Annotated in this window: 12 protein-coding genes; 5 read left to right on the top strand and 7 right to left on the bottom strand. The window is 73.5% G+C overall.

Features of this window, described 5'->3' with window-relative positions; all coding sequences use genetic code 11:
* Nucleotides 1-6: 6 nt before the first annotated feature.
* From CG740_RS36755 to CG740_RS36745, 3 genes are all read right to left on the bottom strand, one after another.
* Complete coding sequence (locus tag CG740_RS36755; protein ID WP_100579668.1) at nt 7-930, bottom strand: DMT family transporter; 924 nt, start codon at nt 928-930, stop codon at nt 7-9.
* A gap of 60 nt (nt 931-990) precedes the next feature.
* Nucleotides 991-2007, bottom strand: coding sequence for an EamA family transporter (locus tag CG740_RS36750; RefSeq protein WP_100579667.1), 1017 nt, complete (start codon nt 2005-2007; stop codon nt 991-993).
* Between the two features lie 75 nt (nt 2008-2082).
* Entirely contained in the window at nt 2083-3483 is a 1401-nt protein-coding gene (locus CG740_RS36745; RefSeq protein WP_234376712.1) for an MFS transporter, read from the bottom strand.
* Between the two features lie 137 nt (nt 3484-3620).
* Here CG740_RS36745 and CG740_RS36740 point away from each other — a divergent pair, with 137 nt between their 5' ends.
* On the top strand, nt 3621-4145 hold the full coding sequence (locus CG740_RS36740; protein WP_100579666.1) for a MarR family winged helix-turn-helix transcriptional regulator: 525 nt from the start codon (nt 3621-3623) through the stop codon (nt 4143-4145).
* Between the two features lie 589 nt (nt 4146-4734).
* Here CG740_RS36740 and CG740_RS36735 read toward each other — a convergent pair.
* Genes CG740_RS36735 through CG740_RS40065 form a run of 3 tightly spaced genes read right to left on the bottom strand, consistent with a single transcriptional unit; the run spans nt 4735 to nt 7185 of the window.
* On the bottom strand, nt 4735-4974 hold the full coding sequence (locus CG740_RS36735; RefSeq protein WP_100579665.1) for a hypothetical protein: 240 nt from the start codon (nt 4972-4974) through the stop codon (nt 4735-4737).
* Nucleotides 4975-4994: 20 nt separating this feature from the next.
* Nucleotides 4995-7040 carry a 4-alpha-glucanotransferase gene (gene malQ / locus CG740_RS36730; protein WP_100579664.1) on the bottom strand — a complete coding sequence of 682 codons (2046 nt, stop codon included), beginning with the start codon at nt 7038-7040 and terminating at the stop codon, nt 4995-4997.
* Nucleotides 7041-7044: 4 nt separating this feature from the next.
* Nucleotides 7045-7185 carry a hypothetical protein gene (locus CG740_RS40065; protein ID WP_159030524.1) on the bottom strand — a complete coding sequence of 47 codons (141 nt, stop codon included), beginning with the start codon at nt 7183-7185 and terminating at the stop codon, nt 7045-7047.
* Nucleotides 7186-7588: 403 nt separating this feature from the next.
* Between CG740_RS40065 and CG740_RS36725 the strand changes: the two genes are divergently transcribed.
* Complete coding sequence (locus CG740_RS36725) at nt 7589-10498, top strand: beta-N-acetylglucosaminidase domain-containing protein (protein ID WP_100579713.1); 2910 nt, start codon at nt 7589-7591, stop codon at nt 10496-10498.
* Between the two features lie 113 nt (nt 10499-10611).
* Here CG740_RS36725 and CG740_RS36720 read toward each other — a convergent pair whose 3' ends face one another.
* Nucleotides 10612-11148 carry an HNH endonuclease gene (locus CG740_RS36720; RefSeq protein WP_100579663.1) on the bottom strand — a complete coding sequence of 179 codons (537 nt, stop codon included), beginning with the start codon at nt 11146-11148 and terminating at the stop codon, nt 10612-10614.
* Between the two features lie 252 nt (nt 11149-11400).
* On the opposite strand from CG740_RS36720, the gene CG740_RS36715 reads away from it, so the two are divergent.
* The 3 genes from CG740_RS36715 to CG740_RS36705 form a co-directional block, all read left to right on the top strand.
* Complete coding sequence (locus CG740_RS36715) at nt 11401-12480, top strand: mechanosensitive ion channel family protein (RefSeq protein ID WP_234376711.1); 1080 nt, start codon at nt 11401-11403, stop codon at nt 12478-12480.
* 181 nt (nt 12481-12661) lie between these two features.
* Entirely contained in the window at nt 12662-13312 is a 651-nt protein-coding gene (locus CG740_RS36710; protein ID WP_100579661.1) for a class I SAM-dependent methyltransferase, read from the top strand.
* 280 nt (nt 13313-13592) lie between these two features.
* Nucleotides 13593-14528: DUF6531 domain-containing protein (locus CG740_RS36705; protein WP_234376710.1), on the top strand; the 936-nt coding region annotated here is incomplete at its 3' end.

Here is a 14528-nt window from a genome sequence, read left to right as displayed (position 1 = left end):
AACGCCTCACCTGCGGGAGCCGAGGACGACCCCGCCGAGGATGAGCGCCATGCACACCAACTGCGCCGGGCCCATGGCCTCGCCGAGCAGCGGGTAGGAGAGCAGCGCCACACAGACCGGCTGGAGGTAGTAGACGACGCCGGCGCGGGCGGCGCCGATCAGCGAGATCGCGTTGTTCCAGGCGAAGAACGCGACGGCGGAGGACAGTACGCCGACATAGAGGAGCGGCCCGACGGTGGCGGCCCGCGCCTCGAAGCCGCCCTGCACCGCGAGGCTGACTCCGTACGCCGGGGCCAGCATCAGCGCGCCGAGCACGAAGGTGCTCAACAGGAAGGTGAGCGAGCCGAGTTCGGCCGGGCGGCGCCGCAGGAGCACGCTGTACGAGGCGAAGCTGAGGGCGGCCGCGACCATCCACAGGTCGCCCGGGGCGAGGTCGAGGGTGAGCGAGCCCTTGCTGACCAGGAGCAGCACCCCGGCCACCGCGACGAGCAGTCCGATGGTGCGGCGGGCGCCGAGCCGGCCGCCGGTGAGGCGCTCATGGACGGCCATCAGCACGGGCGAGGCCGCCATGATCATGCCCATGTTGCCGGCCGACGTGGAGGTTCCGGCCTGGTTGACGAGGGTGTTGTAGACCGTGATGCCGAGCAGTGAGGCCACCGTCAGATAGCCCAAGTGGCTCCGGATCAGGGCCCGTTGACGCCAGGTCTCGCGGATCGCGAACGGTGCGACCGCGGCGATGGCGATCAGCCAGCGCCAGAACGCGGCCTGGATCGGCGGGACCGATTCGTGCAGGGCGCGCGAGGCGACGAAGCTCCCGGACCAGACGACCGTCGCGACGGCCGCGAGGGCGAGGCCGAGCCCGGAGGCCTGCCCCGCCCTCTTGGCCGCGGTGGCGCGCGGTGTGCTGCGGACTGGGTCCAGGACGGTCACGATGACTCCGTTTCGGGGCGGTGGGGCTTGGCGAGCCCTGCTGCGGCCCGCGAGGTCCCCCTACCGTTGCACCGCCACACCGATCACGTCCATCGAAAGTTCTGCCGCATTACCTTCAGCAGAACTGAACGGTTTGAGCTCTTCGACGGACCTCGCCGACCCCGTAGCGGACGACGGTCCCGTACCGGACGGCCGCGTACCGGACGGCCGCGTACCGGACGGTCCCGCGCCGATCTGACCCGCCAGGGTGGCGCCGAAGGCGATCGCCATGCCGAGCAGCTGGACGGGGGCGAGCGCCTGGCCCAGCGCCGCCCAGCCGATGACGGCGGCCGTGAGCGGCGAGAGCGGGCCGAGGAAGGTGACGGAGGTGGCGGTCATCCGGCCGATGCCGCGGAACCAGAGCCAGTAGGCCACGGCCGTGTTCACCAGCGCGAGGTAGACGTAACCGGCGATGTTACGGCCGTCGAGCGCGGGCGGCGCGCCCTCCACGAAGAGGGCGACCGGGGCGATGAGGAGCCCGCCCGCGGTGAGCTGCCAGCCGGTCAGGACGAGCGGCCCGGCGCCCTCCGGCCGACCCCAGCGCTTGGTGAACACGGTCCCGGCGGACATCGAGGCCGAGGAGCCGAGGGCGGCGATCACCCCGATCGCGTCGAAGGAGCCGGCCGCCTTGAGGACGACGAGGCTGACGCCGAGGGCGGCGGCGATTCCGGTGAGCAGCGTGCGCAGGGTCGGCCTCTCGCCGAGGAAGAGGGCGGCCAGGCCCGTGACCCACAGCGGGCCGACCGAGCCGATCACCGCGGCCATGCCGCCGGGCAGACGATAGGCGGAGAGGAAGAGCAGCGGGAAGAACGCCCCGATGTTCAGCGCGCCCAGGACCACCGCCTTCCACCACCAGTCCCCTCTCGGCAGGCGCCGGGTCAGGGCGAGCAGCGCGAGTCCGGCGGGCAGCGCCCTCATCATGCCGGTGAACAACGGCCGGTCGGCGGGCAGGAACTGCGTGGTGACGAAGTAGGTGGAGCCCCAGGAGACGGGCGCGAGCGCTGTGAGGGCGACGGTGGCGAGACGGTTCCGGTGCATGGCTGGCTCCCTGTGCGGGTCGTAGTGCGCCGTGGTGGGCCGTAGTGGGCCGTAGTGGGCTGTGGCGGGCCGGGTTCAACGGGCGGCGGTAGCCGCAGCCGGCGCCGGGGTCGCCACCCGCTCGGCGACGACGGGGGCGGCGGGGGCGGGGGCGGCGGGGGCAACCTGGACAACCTGGACGGCCCCTACGGGCAGCACCCGCTCAAGGCGCACCACCATCAAGGCCGCAACCAGGGAGGTGCCGACGAGCAGGGCCCACGGAAGGCGTCCGTCGACCGACAGCAGGGCGGTGAAGAGCGACGGGGCGACGGCGGCGGACAGCGACCAGGACAGCTGGTACGCCGCGAGGTAGCGGCCCCGCAGCGCCTCGGGCGCGGCGGCCACCGACAGCGCCCCGGCCGACGGGCTGTGGACCAGCTCGCCCAGCGTGTAGAGGACGACGATGACCATCAGGGCCCCGCCGAGCACGATCCCCGAGCCGGGCCGGAACGTACCGAGCACGATCTGGGCGGCGAAGGCGGCGGCGAACAGGAGCGAGCCGAGCGCCGTGGAGCGGGTGCGCCGGGCGCCGCGCGCCCGGACCCGGGCGGCGATGACGACGCCGCCCGCCGCGCACATCACGGTGTTCAGCGTGAACGCGCTGCCGGTGATGGCCTGCGGCCCGCGCAGCCGGGTGGTGAGGTACAGCGGGAAGAGGACCGAGAGGGCCGAATACCCCAGCGCATTGAGGAAGTTGACGCCAGTGAGGCCGAGGAAGGGCCGGTCCGCGAACACCTGCCGGTAGCCGGCGGCGGGCTTGGCCGCATCTGCCGCGGACACCCGCCGTTCCGCCCGCACACCCCGTACACCCCGTACACCCCGTACACCCCGTACGACCCGTACGCCCCGCATCAGCACGGCGGCGAGCGCGAAGCTGGCCGCGTTCAGCCAGGCAGCGGCGGTGAACCCGGCGTCCCCCGCGAGGCCCACGACGAGCGAGGCGAGCAGCGATCCCGCACCGAGCCCGCCGTTGCGCAGGGCGCGCGAGGAGGCCTGGAGCCGGTCCCGGTCGGCGCCCTGGGCGACCTCGCCGATCAGCGACTGCTGAACGGCCGGGAAGGCCCGGTCGCCGAAGGCGGTGGCGAGTGCGACGGCCGCGAAGGCGGGCAGGGAGTGGGCGAACGGGTAGAGCAGGAAGCCCGTGCCGCGCACCCCGTACAGGAAGAGCTGTACGCGCTGCGCCCCGTACCGGTCGACCGCGGCCCCCGCGAGCGGCAGCGCGCCGAGCCCGACCAGCCCGACGACGGTGAGCACGAGGCCGACGGTGGCGAAACCGAGCCCGGTGACGTGGTGGAAGAAGACGAGGCTGAACGGGACGTACATCCCGGAGCCGGTCGCGTCGACCACCATGGCGACGAGCATCCGGCGCTCGCCGGCTATGCGGGCGGTGCGACTGCGACTGCTGCTGCGTCCACTGCGGCGGCGGAACATGCGCATGGGGGCTCCCGGGCGGGGCGGGCGGTGAGGGTGACGGGGCGTCGATCAACTACTCGACGGAAATTAGCTTACCCCTAAGCTACTTATCGTCAAGCAACTTTCTTGCACGTGACCGACCTTGCTCGGATACTGGTCCCATGACGCAGCCAAAGACGACTCCGCCGGCCCCTTCCACGCCGCCGGACGCGGTGGACGCGATCGCCGCGCAGTGGGCGGAGGTCCGCCCGGACCTGGAAACAGAGCCGATGGCGGTGTACGGGCGGATCTACCGGATCGCGCGTGCGATGGGTGACCGGATGGAGAAGGAGTACGCGCGGTTCGGCATCGGGCGCGGCGAGTTCGACGTCATCGCGACGCTGCGGCGCTCGGGCGAGCCGTACACGCTCTCGCCGCGTCAGCTCTCGGCGACGCTGATGCTGACGACGGGGGGGATGACGGGGCGTCTGGACAAGCTGGAGAAGGCGGGCCTGCTGCTGCGCAGTCCCGACCCGAACGATCGGCGGGGGCTGCGGGTGAGTCTCACGGAGCGGGGGCTTCGACTGGTGGACGAGTCCGTCACGGCGGGGCTCGCGGTGCAGACGGAGGTGCTGTCCGCCGCGCTGGACTCCGCGGAGTCGGCCCAACTCTCGTCTCTGCTGAGGAAGTTGCTGGCGGCGCATTGAGCGCGGCGGGGCGTTGAGCGCGGCAGGGCTCTGCCCGGCACGGGGCCGCGCGGTACTGCTGGGGCTCCGCCCCAGACCCCGGTTCTCGGCCCCTCCCCACCCCTTCCCGAAACCCGCCGGGGGTGAAAGGGGCGAGCGAACCTTCCGGGGCTGCGGACCACACAAGGAGGGCGGGCGGCCCTTCCATGGCTGCGCCCCGGACCCCCGCCTTCGGCTGCGGACCGTGCGTGGCTGGTCGCGCAGTTCCCCGCGCCCCTAAAATCCTTCGGCGCGGGCACCCCCAGCCCGTCCCACGAAAGCCATCGGCGCAGGCACCCCACGCCCGTCCAGCGAAAGCCTTAGACGCACGCGCACCAGCCCGCCCGGAGATAGCCTTCGGCGCGGGGCACCCCCAGCACGCCCAGCGAAAGCCTTCGGCGCAGGCACCTCCAGCCCGTCCGGCGATTGAGGACGAGCGCCCTCAAGGCGCGAACGGGGTCTGGGGCGGAGCCTCAGGGGCCGGGAGCTGCCAACCCCGGGTTACGGGTGGGCAGAAGGGCCGGGGGCGCAGCCCCGGGCACCTTGCTCCGACCCGTACGCCCGGCGAGGGCTACGCCTTGTTGGGCGTCTTCCGGGACTTGTCCAGGACCATGACCAGGCCCGCGATGATCGCGAACAGCGCGATCGGCGCGACCACGAACAGACCGATCGTGTCGATCACGCTCAGACCGGTCCCCGGATCGTCACCGTCATCGCGCGTGAGCGCAAGCGCCGGGGACGACATGAGCAGCATCATCAGCGTCGTACCGGCTGCTACGGCGCCGGCGCGCAGGGCGTTCTTCTTGTCCACGGTGCAAACGTAGCGAACGCCTAGGAGGGCCGCGCGCCCGGGGGTGCCGTACGGGGACCCAGGCCCCCGCCCATGCCCCGGAACACCCGCATCAGTTCGTGCAGCCGGGGCGAAGCCGTGATCTCCTCCAGCGTCAGGGGCTGGGCATCGGGCCCGGCCACCGGCAGGCGCCAGTTGGGGTACTGGTCCCAGGTCCCCGGCAGGTTCTGCGGCCTGCGGTCGCCCACCGCGTCGGGCAGCCACACCCCGACGAGCCGCGCGGGCGTACGCAGCAGGAAGCGGTGGACGGCGATGATCTCGGCCTTCTCGTCGCCGGGTCCGTCGGGAAGCAGGCCGAGCCGTTCGAGGTAGCCGAGCCATTCGGACACCTCCGCGCGGGCGGCGCGCTGTTCCGTCACGAGCGGGCTCGTGAGCAGCCCGAGGCGGTGGCGGAGCTGGACGTGCTCGCCGGTGAGCCGGGCCGCGGTGGACGGCAGGTCGTGGGTGGTGGCGGTGGCCACACAGCCGGGCCGCCACGCTTCGGGTGCCAGGGGCTGCCCCGTACCGGCCCAGTCGCGCTCGAACCAGAGCACCGACGTGCCGAGCACCCCCCGTTCGGCGAGCGCCTCGCGCACTCCGGGTTCGACCGTGCCGAGGTCCTCCCCTATGACGACGGCGCCCGCGCGGTGCGCCTCAAGGGCGAGGACGGCGAGCATGGCCTCCGGGTCGTAGTGGACGTAGGTGCCGTCCGTCGGCGGATGGCCCTCGGGCACCCACCAGAGCCGGAACAGGCCCATCACATGGTCGATCCGCAGCGCTCCCGCGTGCCGCAGGAGGTTGCGGAGCAGCCCGCGGTAGGGGGCGTAGCCGGAGGCGGCGAGGACGTCGGGGCGCCAGGGCGGCAGGCCCCAGTCCTGGCCGAGCGCGTTGAAGGCGTCCGGGGGCGCCCCGATGGACATGCCGGGCGCGAAGGCGTCCTGCTGGGCCCAGGCGTCGGCGCCCTCCGGGTGCGCGCCGACGGCCAGGTCGTGGACGAGGCCGACCGGCATGCCCGCCTCGCGGGCCGCGCGCTGGGCCGCGGCGAGCTGGGTGTCGGTGAGCCAGGCGAGCCAGGAGTGGAAGTGGACGCGGTCGATGAGCTCGCGCCGGGCCCGGCCGGTCGCGGCGGACCGGGGGTCGCGCAGCCCCTCGGGCCAGCGCCGCCAGTGCGGCCCGTACCGCTCGGCGAGCGCGCACCAGGTCGCGTGGTCCTCCAGGGCCCTGCCCTGCTCGGCGAGGAAGTCGCAGTACGCGGCCCGCCTGCCGGGCCCGAGCGGCACCCGGTACAGCAGGTCGAGGGCCTCGCGCTTGAGCTCCCACACGGCGTCCCGGTCGATCAACTCACCCTTGGTGAGCACCCGTTGGCGCAGGGCGGCCGCGCGACCGGTCAGCTCGTCGAGCCGGGCGCGGTCGGCGGCGTACGCGTACTCGGGCACGTCCTCGACCCGCAGATGGACGGGGTCCGGGAAGCGGCGCGAGGACGGCCGGTACGGGGAGGGGTCGGTCGGGGTGCCGGGCACCGCCGCATGCAGGGGGTTGACCTGCACGAATCCGGAGCCGAGCGTGCGGCCCGACCAGGAGGCGAGCTCCGCGAGGTCGCCGAGGTCGCCCATGCCCCAGGAGCGGCTCGACAGCAGGGAGTAGAGCTGGACGAGGAAGCCGTGCGCACGGGCCGCGGGCTGCGGCACGGCGTTCGGCGCGACGACGAGCGTCGCGGTCGCGGTCCGGCCGTCCCGGTGGCGCACCTCCAACCGGTGTACGCCGAGCGGAAGTTGATCGACCTGGGTGCCGACGACCGTCAGCTCGTCGGAGAGGCCCGGCACCGGCCCGTCGCCCCAGCGCACCAGAGTGGGGGGCAGCAGGCGCTCCGCGTCGGCGGCCTCGGCATCGGCCAGGGCCCGGCGCAGCGCGGCCGGGGTCGAGGCGTCCACGCCGAGTGCGGCGAGGACGGCGACCACCGTGGCGTCCGGCACATCGACGGTGAGACCCGCCGACGGGGAGTAGGACGTGGCCACGCCGTGCCGGGCGGCGAGCCGGGCCAGGGTCATGGCCTCAGAATCCCGCGGCAGCGGCGACCGGCGTCGGCTCGCTGGTGAGCGGGGGCTCGGCCATCGGGGGCTCGCTGATGAGGGGCTCGGCGTCGGCCATCGGGGGCTCGCTGGTCAGCGGCTGCTCGGGGGCTTGGGCGACCACGGGGGCCTCCAGTTTCGGTGGACGGCAGGAACAGGGATGCCCTACCCAGAGGACGGCCCGCCAGACGTAACGCCGCACACAAGCTCGTACCGAGTCCATCCGACCAGGCATATCAGACACATCGGCCACCCGCGTTGACACCTTCGGCAGACGAGTGATGGGCTCCTTGCTCACGCCACGTCACTCGACGATCACGTCGCGTCATCCGCGCCGAGGGCGATCGTCCCTCAGCGGGTGAGCCACACCAGGTGAACCACACCAGGTGAACCGCGACAGGTGAACCGCGACAGGCAGGGGTGGCAGGCAGAGGTGGCAGGCGGGGATGGCAGGCGGGATGGCGAGCAAGGGTGGCAGGGCGCCGCGACAGGCAGGCCGGGCAGGCCGTGACAGCTGGGGGGTGGCCGTGCACGTCGGTCGCGGAAGGACGGTGACGGCGCTCGCGGTCGCCCTGATCGGCGGGCTGATCGGCTCGGCGCCCGGCGCCCTCGCCACCCCCGGCCCCGCCCACACCGCCCTCGACGATCCGGCCCTGGACGCGGGCCCGCCGCCCGCGGTGTGGCCCCGGCCGCAGTCGATGCGGGCCGCGGGCAGTGCGGTCCCCCTCGGCGGCGAGGCGGTCCTGCTCGCGGACCCGGACTCCGATCCGTACGCCGTCCACACGGTCGAGGACATCCTCAAGGCCGCCGGGGTGCGGACCGTGCACCCCCGGCTGCCGGGCGGGGGGCCGGTGTTCCGGCTCGGCGGGGCCGGGGCCGAGGAGGCGCTGCGGGCACTGCGGGTGCCGGAGCGGGGCGATCTGGCGTCCGGCGGTTACCGGATCGGGTCCGGCCGGGTCGGCGGGCGGGACACCGTGGCGCTGGACGGGGTCGGCGATGACGGCCTGTTCCACGCGGCCCAGACTCTGCGCCGGCTCATCGCCGAGGACCCGCGCGGACAGCGGCGGATCCCGGGGGTCGCGATCCGCGACTGGCCCCAGACCGCCGTGCGCGGCATCGCGGAAAGCTTCTACGGACGTCCCTGGACCCTCCAACAGCGCCTGGAACAACTGGACTTCATGGGCCGCACCAAGCAGAACCGCTATCTGTACGCACCGGGCGACGACCCCTATCGCCAGGCCCGGTGGAGCGAGCCCTACCCCGCCGGGCAGCGCGCGGCCTTCCGGGCGCTGGCCGGGCGGGCGGCCCGCAACCATGTGACGGTGGCCTGGGCGGTGGCGCCCGGCCCGGAGCTGTGTCTGTCGTCGGACGCCGATGTGGCGCGCCTGAACCGGAAGTTCGACGCGATGTGGGCGCTCGGGGTGCGGGCGTTCCAGTTGCAGTTCCCGGACGCCGCCTACAGCGAGTGGCACTGCGACGCGGACGCGGAAACGTTCGGCTCGGGGCCCCGGGCCGCCGCCGCCGCGCACGCCCGGGTGGCCAACGCGCTGGCCGCGCACCTCGCCGCGGCCCACCCGGGCTCCCTGCCGCTTTCGCTGCTTCCGGCCGAGTACTACCAGGACGGTCCGACCGACTACCGGCGCGCGCTCGCGGCGGCCCTCGCCCCCGGCATCGAGGTCGCCTGGACCGGCGTCGGGGTCGTACCGAAGACCATCACCGGCGCTCAACTGGCAAGCGCCCGAGCTACGTTCGGGCATCCGGTCGTCACCCTCGACAACTACCCGGTCAACGACTACGCCCCGGGCCGGATCCTCCTCGGCCCCTACACCGGCCGCGAACCCGCCGTCGCGGGAGGCTCCGCGGCGCTGCTCGCCAGTGCGATGGAGCAGCCGACGGCGTCCCGCATCCCGCTGTTCACGGCCGCCGACTTCGCCTGGAACCCGCGCGGCTACCGCCCGCAGGACTCCTGGCGGGCCGCCGTCGACGACCTCGCGGGCGGCGATCCGATGGTCCGCGAGGCGCTGGGGGCGGTGGCGGGCAATGACTCCTCGTCGGTGCTGGGCCACTCCGAGTCGGCCTATCTGCGGCCCTTCACGGCCGCCTTCTGGGCGGCGCGTCCGGGCCCGGACGCGGTGGCGCGCGACCGCGCGGCCGGCGCGTTGCGGGCCGCGTTCACGGTGTTGCGCGGGACCCCGCAGCGCCTCGCACGGCAGCCGGTCGGCCCCGAACTGGCGCCCTGGACCGAGCAGTTGGCGCGGTACGGGCAGGCCGGCGAGCTCGCCGTCGATCTGCTCCAGGCGCAGTCGGCCGGCGACGGCGCGGCGGCCTGGCGAACCGCCCTCGCGCTCGCCCCGCTGCGGGAGCGGCTGCGGGACGCCCCGGTCACCGTCGGCGAAGGCGTGCTCGACGCGTTCCTGGACCGGGCGGGCCGGGCGGCCGACGCCTGGACCGGCGCGGACCATCCGCCCGTCGGCGTCACGCGCTCGCCGGACGCCCACACCGTCGCGTTCGGCCGCGCCCGCCCGGTCCTGGCCCTGACCGTCCTGGCCGAGCCCGGCACCCCGGGCGAGGTCCAGGCGCGCGTACCGGGCGAGGACTGGCACACCCTGGGCCCGCTCGACGCCTCCGGCTGGACCCAGCTCGCGGCGGACGGGGTACGGGCGGACGCGGTACGGGTCGTCGGCGCGGCCCCCGGCGTACGGCGCCTGGTGCCCTGGTACGCGGACGAGCCCGCGGCCCATCTCGCGCTCGGCCCGGTCACCGCGGACGCCGAGATCGGCGGGGCGCCCCGGCGGGTGACCGCCTCGGTCGCGGCGATGGGGCCGGGGCCGGTCCGGGGCGCGCTGACCGCACGTGCCCCGCGGGGCGTCACCGTGCGGCTGCCCCGCGACACCCCGGTGGCCCGCGGGACCACCACGGACGTGCCGGTCGAGGTGAGCGTGGCCCGGGGCACGCCCGCGGGCAGCTACCGGGTCCCGCTGTCCTTCGCGGGCCAGGAGGCCGTCCTGACCGTGCGGGCCTTCCCCCCTACGGGCGGGCCCGACCTGGTCGCGGGCGCGAAGGCGAGCTCGTCCGGGGACGCGGACCCGGGTTCCCCGGCGCGCGCGGCGGCCGACGGCGACCCGGCCAGCGACTGGACCCCGCCGCCCGGGGACGGCCCCTGGTGGCAGGCCGAGCTGGCGGGCCCCGCCCGGGTGGGCCGGGTGGTGCTCCAGTGGCGGGGCGCCGGTCCCGGGCACTATGCGGTGCGGGTGTCGTCCGACGGGCGTAGCTGGCGTACGGCGGCGGCGGTGGGCGGCACCGGGGGCGGGCGCGTATCCGTCCCCCTGGACGCCGCGGATACCCGCTTCATCCGCGTCCAGGTGCTGGGCCGGGCGTCCGGTACGGACTGTTCGCTGTGGTCGGTCGAGGCGTACGCGGTCGGGAGCAGGCCCTGAGGACGCCGGGCCCGGGAGGCTGCGGGGCCCGGGAAGCTGCGAGGCCCGGGAAGCTGCGGGGCCCGGATCGCGCAGCGCGCGCCGGGCCAGGCGTCCTCAGGGCCGGCCGGGTGTCAGGCGGAGATGCCGTCGATCCGGGCCAGGGCGTCGTCCGCGCCGAAGGGCTGGAGGTAGGGCAGCCAGCGCGGGTCGCGGTGGCCGGTGCCGATGATCCGCCAGGCGAGACCGGTGGGCGGGGCGGGCTGGTGACGAAGGCGCCAGCCGAGCTCCAGGAGATGCCGGTCCGCCTTGACGTGATTGCAGCGCCGGCAGGCGGCGACGACGTTCTCCCAGGCGTGCTGGCCGCCGCGGCTGCGCGGGATGACGTGGTCGACGCTGGTTGCGACGCCACCGCAGTACATGCAGCGGCCGCCGTCCCGGGCGAACAGGGCGCGGCGGGTCAGGGGAACGGGCCCCCGGTAGGGGACCCGCACGAATCGCTTGAGCCGGACGACGCTGGGCGCGGCCACGGCACGGGTCGCGCTGTGCAGAAAGGCGCCGGACTCCTCAAGGCTGACGGCCTTGTTTTCGAGGACGAGGACGAGCGCGCGGCGGAGCGGTACGACGCCGAGTGGCTCGTACGACGCGTTGAGGACCAGGACGTGCGGCACGGGTGCCTCCTATTACGCCGGCGGCGCGTGGCTCGCGCCGGGACGATCTGCTCTCCAGTCTCTCCTCATGCCTGGTCGAAGCGCCACCACGTCCGGGTAACGGGCTCGGAGTGTTTTCGACCACACCCCCCTTCTTTCCCAGGCCGCGGGGCCCTCTCCCCCGAACACGTCAACGGAGCACAGCTCTTGCCCCGTTAGTGTGGTGGGTCTGCCCTCGCCTTCGCCGGCACCGCAACGCTGGAGGTTCCTGCCGTGAACTGGTCCGCCGTCCTGGCCGACGGATCGCCACCGCCCACACCCGCGACGCTTGAGGACGCCCAGAAGTCGGCGACCGAGGCCGCCGGGTGGGTGGAGCAGAACTGGTCGACGTGGTTGTACGTCGGATTCCGCATCCTGCTGATCATCGTCATCGCCTCGGTCCTGCGGGTTCTGGTCCGCCGGGCGCTGACCAAGCTCATAGAACGGATGAACCGCAGCGCCCAGGCGGTCGAGGGCACCGCGCTCGGCGGGCTCCTCGTCAACGCCGAGCGGCGCCGTCAGCGCTCGGAGGCCATCGGCTCGGTCCTGCGCTCGGTGGCGTCCTTCCTCATCATGGGCACGGCCGCCCTGATGGTCCTCGGCGTCCTGAACATCGATCTGGCCCCGCTGCTCGCCTCGGCGGGTGTGGCGGGCGTGGCGATCGGTTTCGGCGCCCGCAACCTGGTCACGGACTTCCTGTCCGGCGTGTTCATGATCCTGGAGGACCAGTACGGCGTCGGCGACTCGATCGACGCCGGCGTGGCCTCCGGCGAGGTGATCGAGGTCGGCCTGCGCGTGACGAAGCTGCGGGGCGCGGACGGCGAGATCTGGTACGTCCGCAACGGTGAGATCAAGCGCATCGGCAACCTCTCCCAGGGCTGGGCGACGGCCGGGGTGGACGTCCGGGTCCGCGCGAGCGAGGACCTGGAGCGGCTGCGCGCGGTGATCAGCGAGGCGACCGAGTCCATGGCGAAGGACGAGCCGTGGAACGAGCGCCTGTGGGGTCCGGTCGAGATCCTCGGCCTCGACGAGGTGCTGCTGGACTCGATGGTGGTCCGCGTCTCCGCGAAGACCATGCCGGGCAAGTCCCTGAGCGTGGAGCGCGAGCTGCGCTGGCGCATCAAGATCGCCCTGGATGCGGCGGGCATCCGCATCGTCGGCGGCCTGCCGCTCGCGGAGGAGCCGGCCGCGGTCGACCCCTCGGCCTCCGTCGCCGCCCCCTCCGCCCTGAACAACCCGACCTCCCCGCAGTCCCTGGCCACCACCCCGATCCCGAACCCGGCCCCGAACTCGAACTCGAACCTGTCGAAGTAGCCGCGCCCTGCCACTGGAGCCGCGGACACCGCCGAAGGAGCCGCGGCCCTGCCGAAGGAGCCGCGACAGCACGAACGCGCCCGAGGGGATCTCCCCTCGGGCGCGTCGCCGTTCAGGGCCGCGCGGCGAGACCATCCGCTTCCCTTTGAGTGCGGACCACACCCCATCTACCGTCACCCGCATGCTCGAACACGACGCCTCCCTGACAGCCACCCGCGAGGCCTACGACACCGCCGCCCCCACCTATGCCCGGCTGTTCCGCGACTCGCTGCGCGAAAGCCCCCTGGACCGCGCCATGTTGAGCGTGTTCGCCGAGGCCGTACGGACGGCCGGCGGAGGCCGCGTCGCGGACCTGGGATGCGGGCCGGGTCACATCACGGCCCATCTGGCGGACCTGGGTCTTACGGCCTTCGGCGTCGACGCCTCCCCCGCGATGATCGAGCTGGCTCAACAGGCTTACCCGGAGCTCCAGTTCGACGTGGGCTCGATGGCCGCCCTGGACATCCCCGACGGCGAGCTGGCCGGGGTGCTCTCACGCTGGTCCATCATCCATACCCCACCACCACAACTCCCCTCCATCACATCCGAGTTCGCCCGTGTGCTGGCACCCGGCGGCCACCTCCTGATCGGCTTCTGGGCGAGCGGCGACGCGTCCCGCCCGACACAGGTCTTCGACCACGCGGTCGCCCCGGCCCACCGCTGGTGGCCCGACCACCTCGCAGCCCTGCTGCGCACATCGGGCCTGACCGAGGTGGCCCGCATGATCCGCGAGCCCCAGCCCACGGACCGCCGCCAGTACCAGGAGGTCCACCTCCTGGTCCGGAAGGCATAGCTCCGCCGCCCGCCGGTCCGTGGCGGGCGATTCCGGGCCCATGGAGGGGTGAATTCCGGCCGGGGTGTTTGCGTCACGTCTCGACGGGCCCTGGCCTGCGAGGGCTGATCGGGCGCCTGGTTCGGAGCCAAATGGACTGCCTGCCTCTGTCCTGAACTGGCACACATGGAACGGGAGTTAGGGGGAATGAAGGCCGTTTCCTTCGAATGTCTGTGTGAGCGTGTGTCCCCTCCCGGGGCCAGTGGGGCTGCCGGGACGAATCTTCCGTAGGGGAAAAGCCATGCACACACCTTCGTTCGGCATGCCCAGGGGGCGCGCGAGATCCCGTACCCGTTACCCGGTGGTCGCGGCGGTGGCCGTGGCCGCACTGGCCGGCTCCGCTCTGCCCGCCCTCGCCTCACCCGCCGCCCCGCATGCGGCGGGATCGGCGTGGGGCAAGAAGACCGACATCGCGTTACCGCCGCTCGCGGGCGGCACCAACACCGCCCCGGCGTCCAAGCGCGCCGCACCGCCGAGCGCGGACCGCCAGGCCTGGCACACCCGCCAGCAAACACGCGCAGCCGCCAACAGCCCACGCACCAACGCCCGTTCAGGAATGACATCCGCCGGCACTCCGCCACAGGGCCAGGGCGAGGTCCCCTGGCACACGTACTACGGGCTGCGGCTGTCGAAGTCGGTAGCGGTCAAGGTCGACTACTCGACCGGCAACCTCCTGGTCGCCGCCACCGACTTCGACATCGCGGGCGTCGCGGGCAAGCTGACCTGGACCCGCACCTACAACTCCCTGGACGCGCCGTGGGGTTCGGTCTCCCACGCCTGGTGGCTCGGCTACGAGTGCTACCTGGACACCGACCCGACGACGTCGGTCGACCTCTACGACCAGTCCGGTGCCCGCGTCTCCTTTACGAAGAACGCCGACGGCAGCTTCACCACCCCGGCCGGGTACTCGCTGGACCTGAAGAAGAACAGCGACGGCACCTACACCCTCACCGACCGCAAGTCGGGCACGCGGGACACCTACGACCAGTACGGCAACCTGACCCGCATGGCGGACCGCAACGGCAACCACCAGAGCGTGGAACGCGACCGCGACGCCAACAACGCGGTCACCGGCATCAAGGTCACCGACGACGGCTCGGGCCGCTCGATCACTCTGGAGCGCCAGGACGCGACGCACTGGAACGCCCACGACAGCACCGGCCGCACCGTCAAATAC

This window comes from Streptomyces sp. CB01201 (assembly GCF_002803085.1).
Lineage (GTDB): Bacteria > Actinomycetota > Actinomycetes > Streptomycetales > Streptomycetaceae > Streptomyces > Streptomyces hundungensis.
Note: the sequence above shows the minus strand (reverse complement) of the source record. Positions and strands in the feature narration are given on the sequence as shown.

What these genes read in the sequence shown, in the direction of transcription:
- CG740_RS36750 (WP_100579667.1), bottom strand. Translation starts at nt 2,007, where the DNA reads ATGCACCGGAACCGTCTCGCCACCGTCGCCCTCACAGCGCTCGCGCCC.
- CG740_RS36745 (WP_234376712.1), bottom strand. Translation starts at nt 3,483, where the DNA reads ATGCGCATGTTCCGCCGCCGCAGTGGACGCAGCAGCAGTCGCAGTCGC.
- CG740_RS36740 (WP_100579666.1), top strand. Translation starts at nt 3,621, where the DNA reads ATGACGCAGCCAAAGACGACTCCGCCGGCCCCTTCCACGCCGCCGGAC.
- malQ (WP_100579664.1), bottom strand. Translation starts at nt 7,040, where the DNA reads ATGACCCTGGCCCGGCTCGCCGCCCGGCACGGCGTGGCCACGTCCTAC.
- CG740_RS36710 (WP_100579661.1), top strand. Translation starts at nt 12,662, where the DNA reads ATGCTCGAACACGACGCCTCCCTGACAGCCACCCGCGAGGCCTACGAC.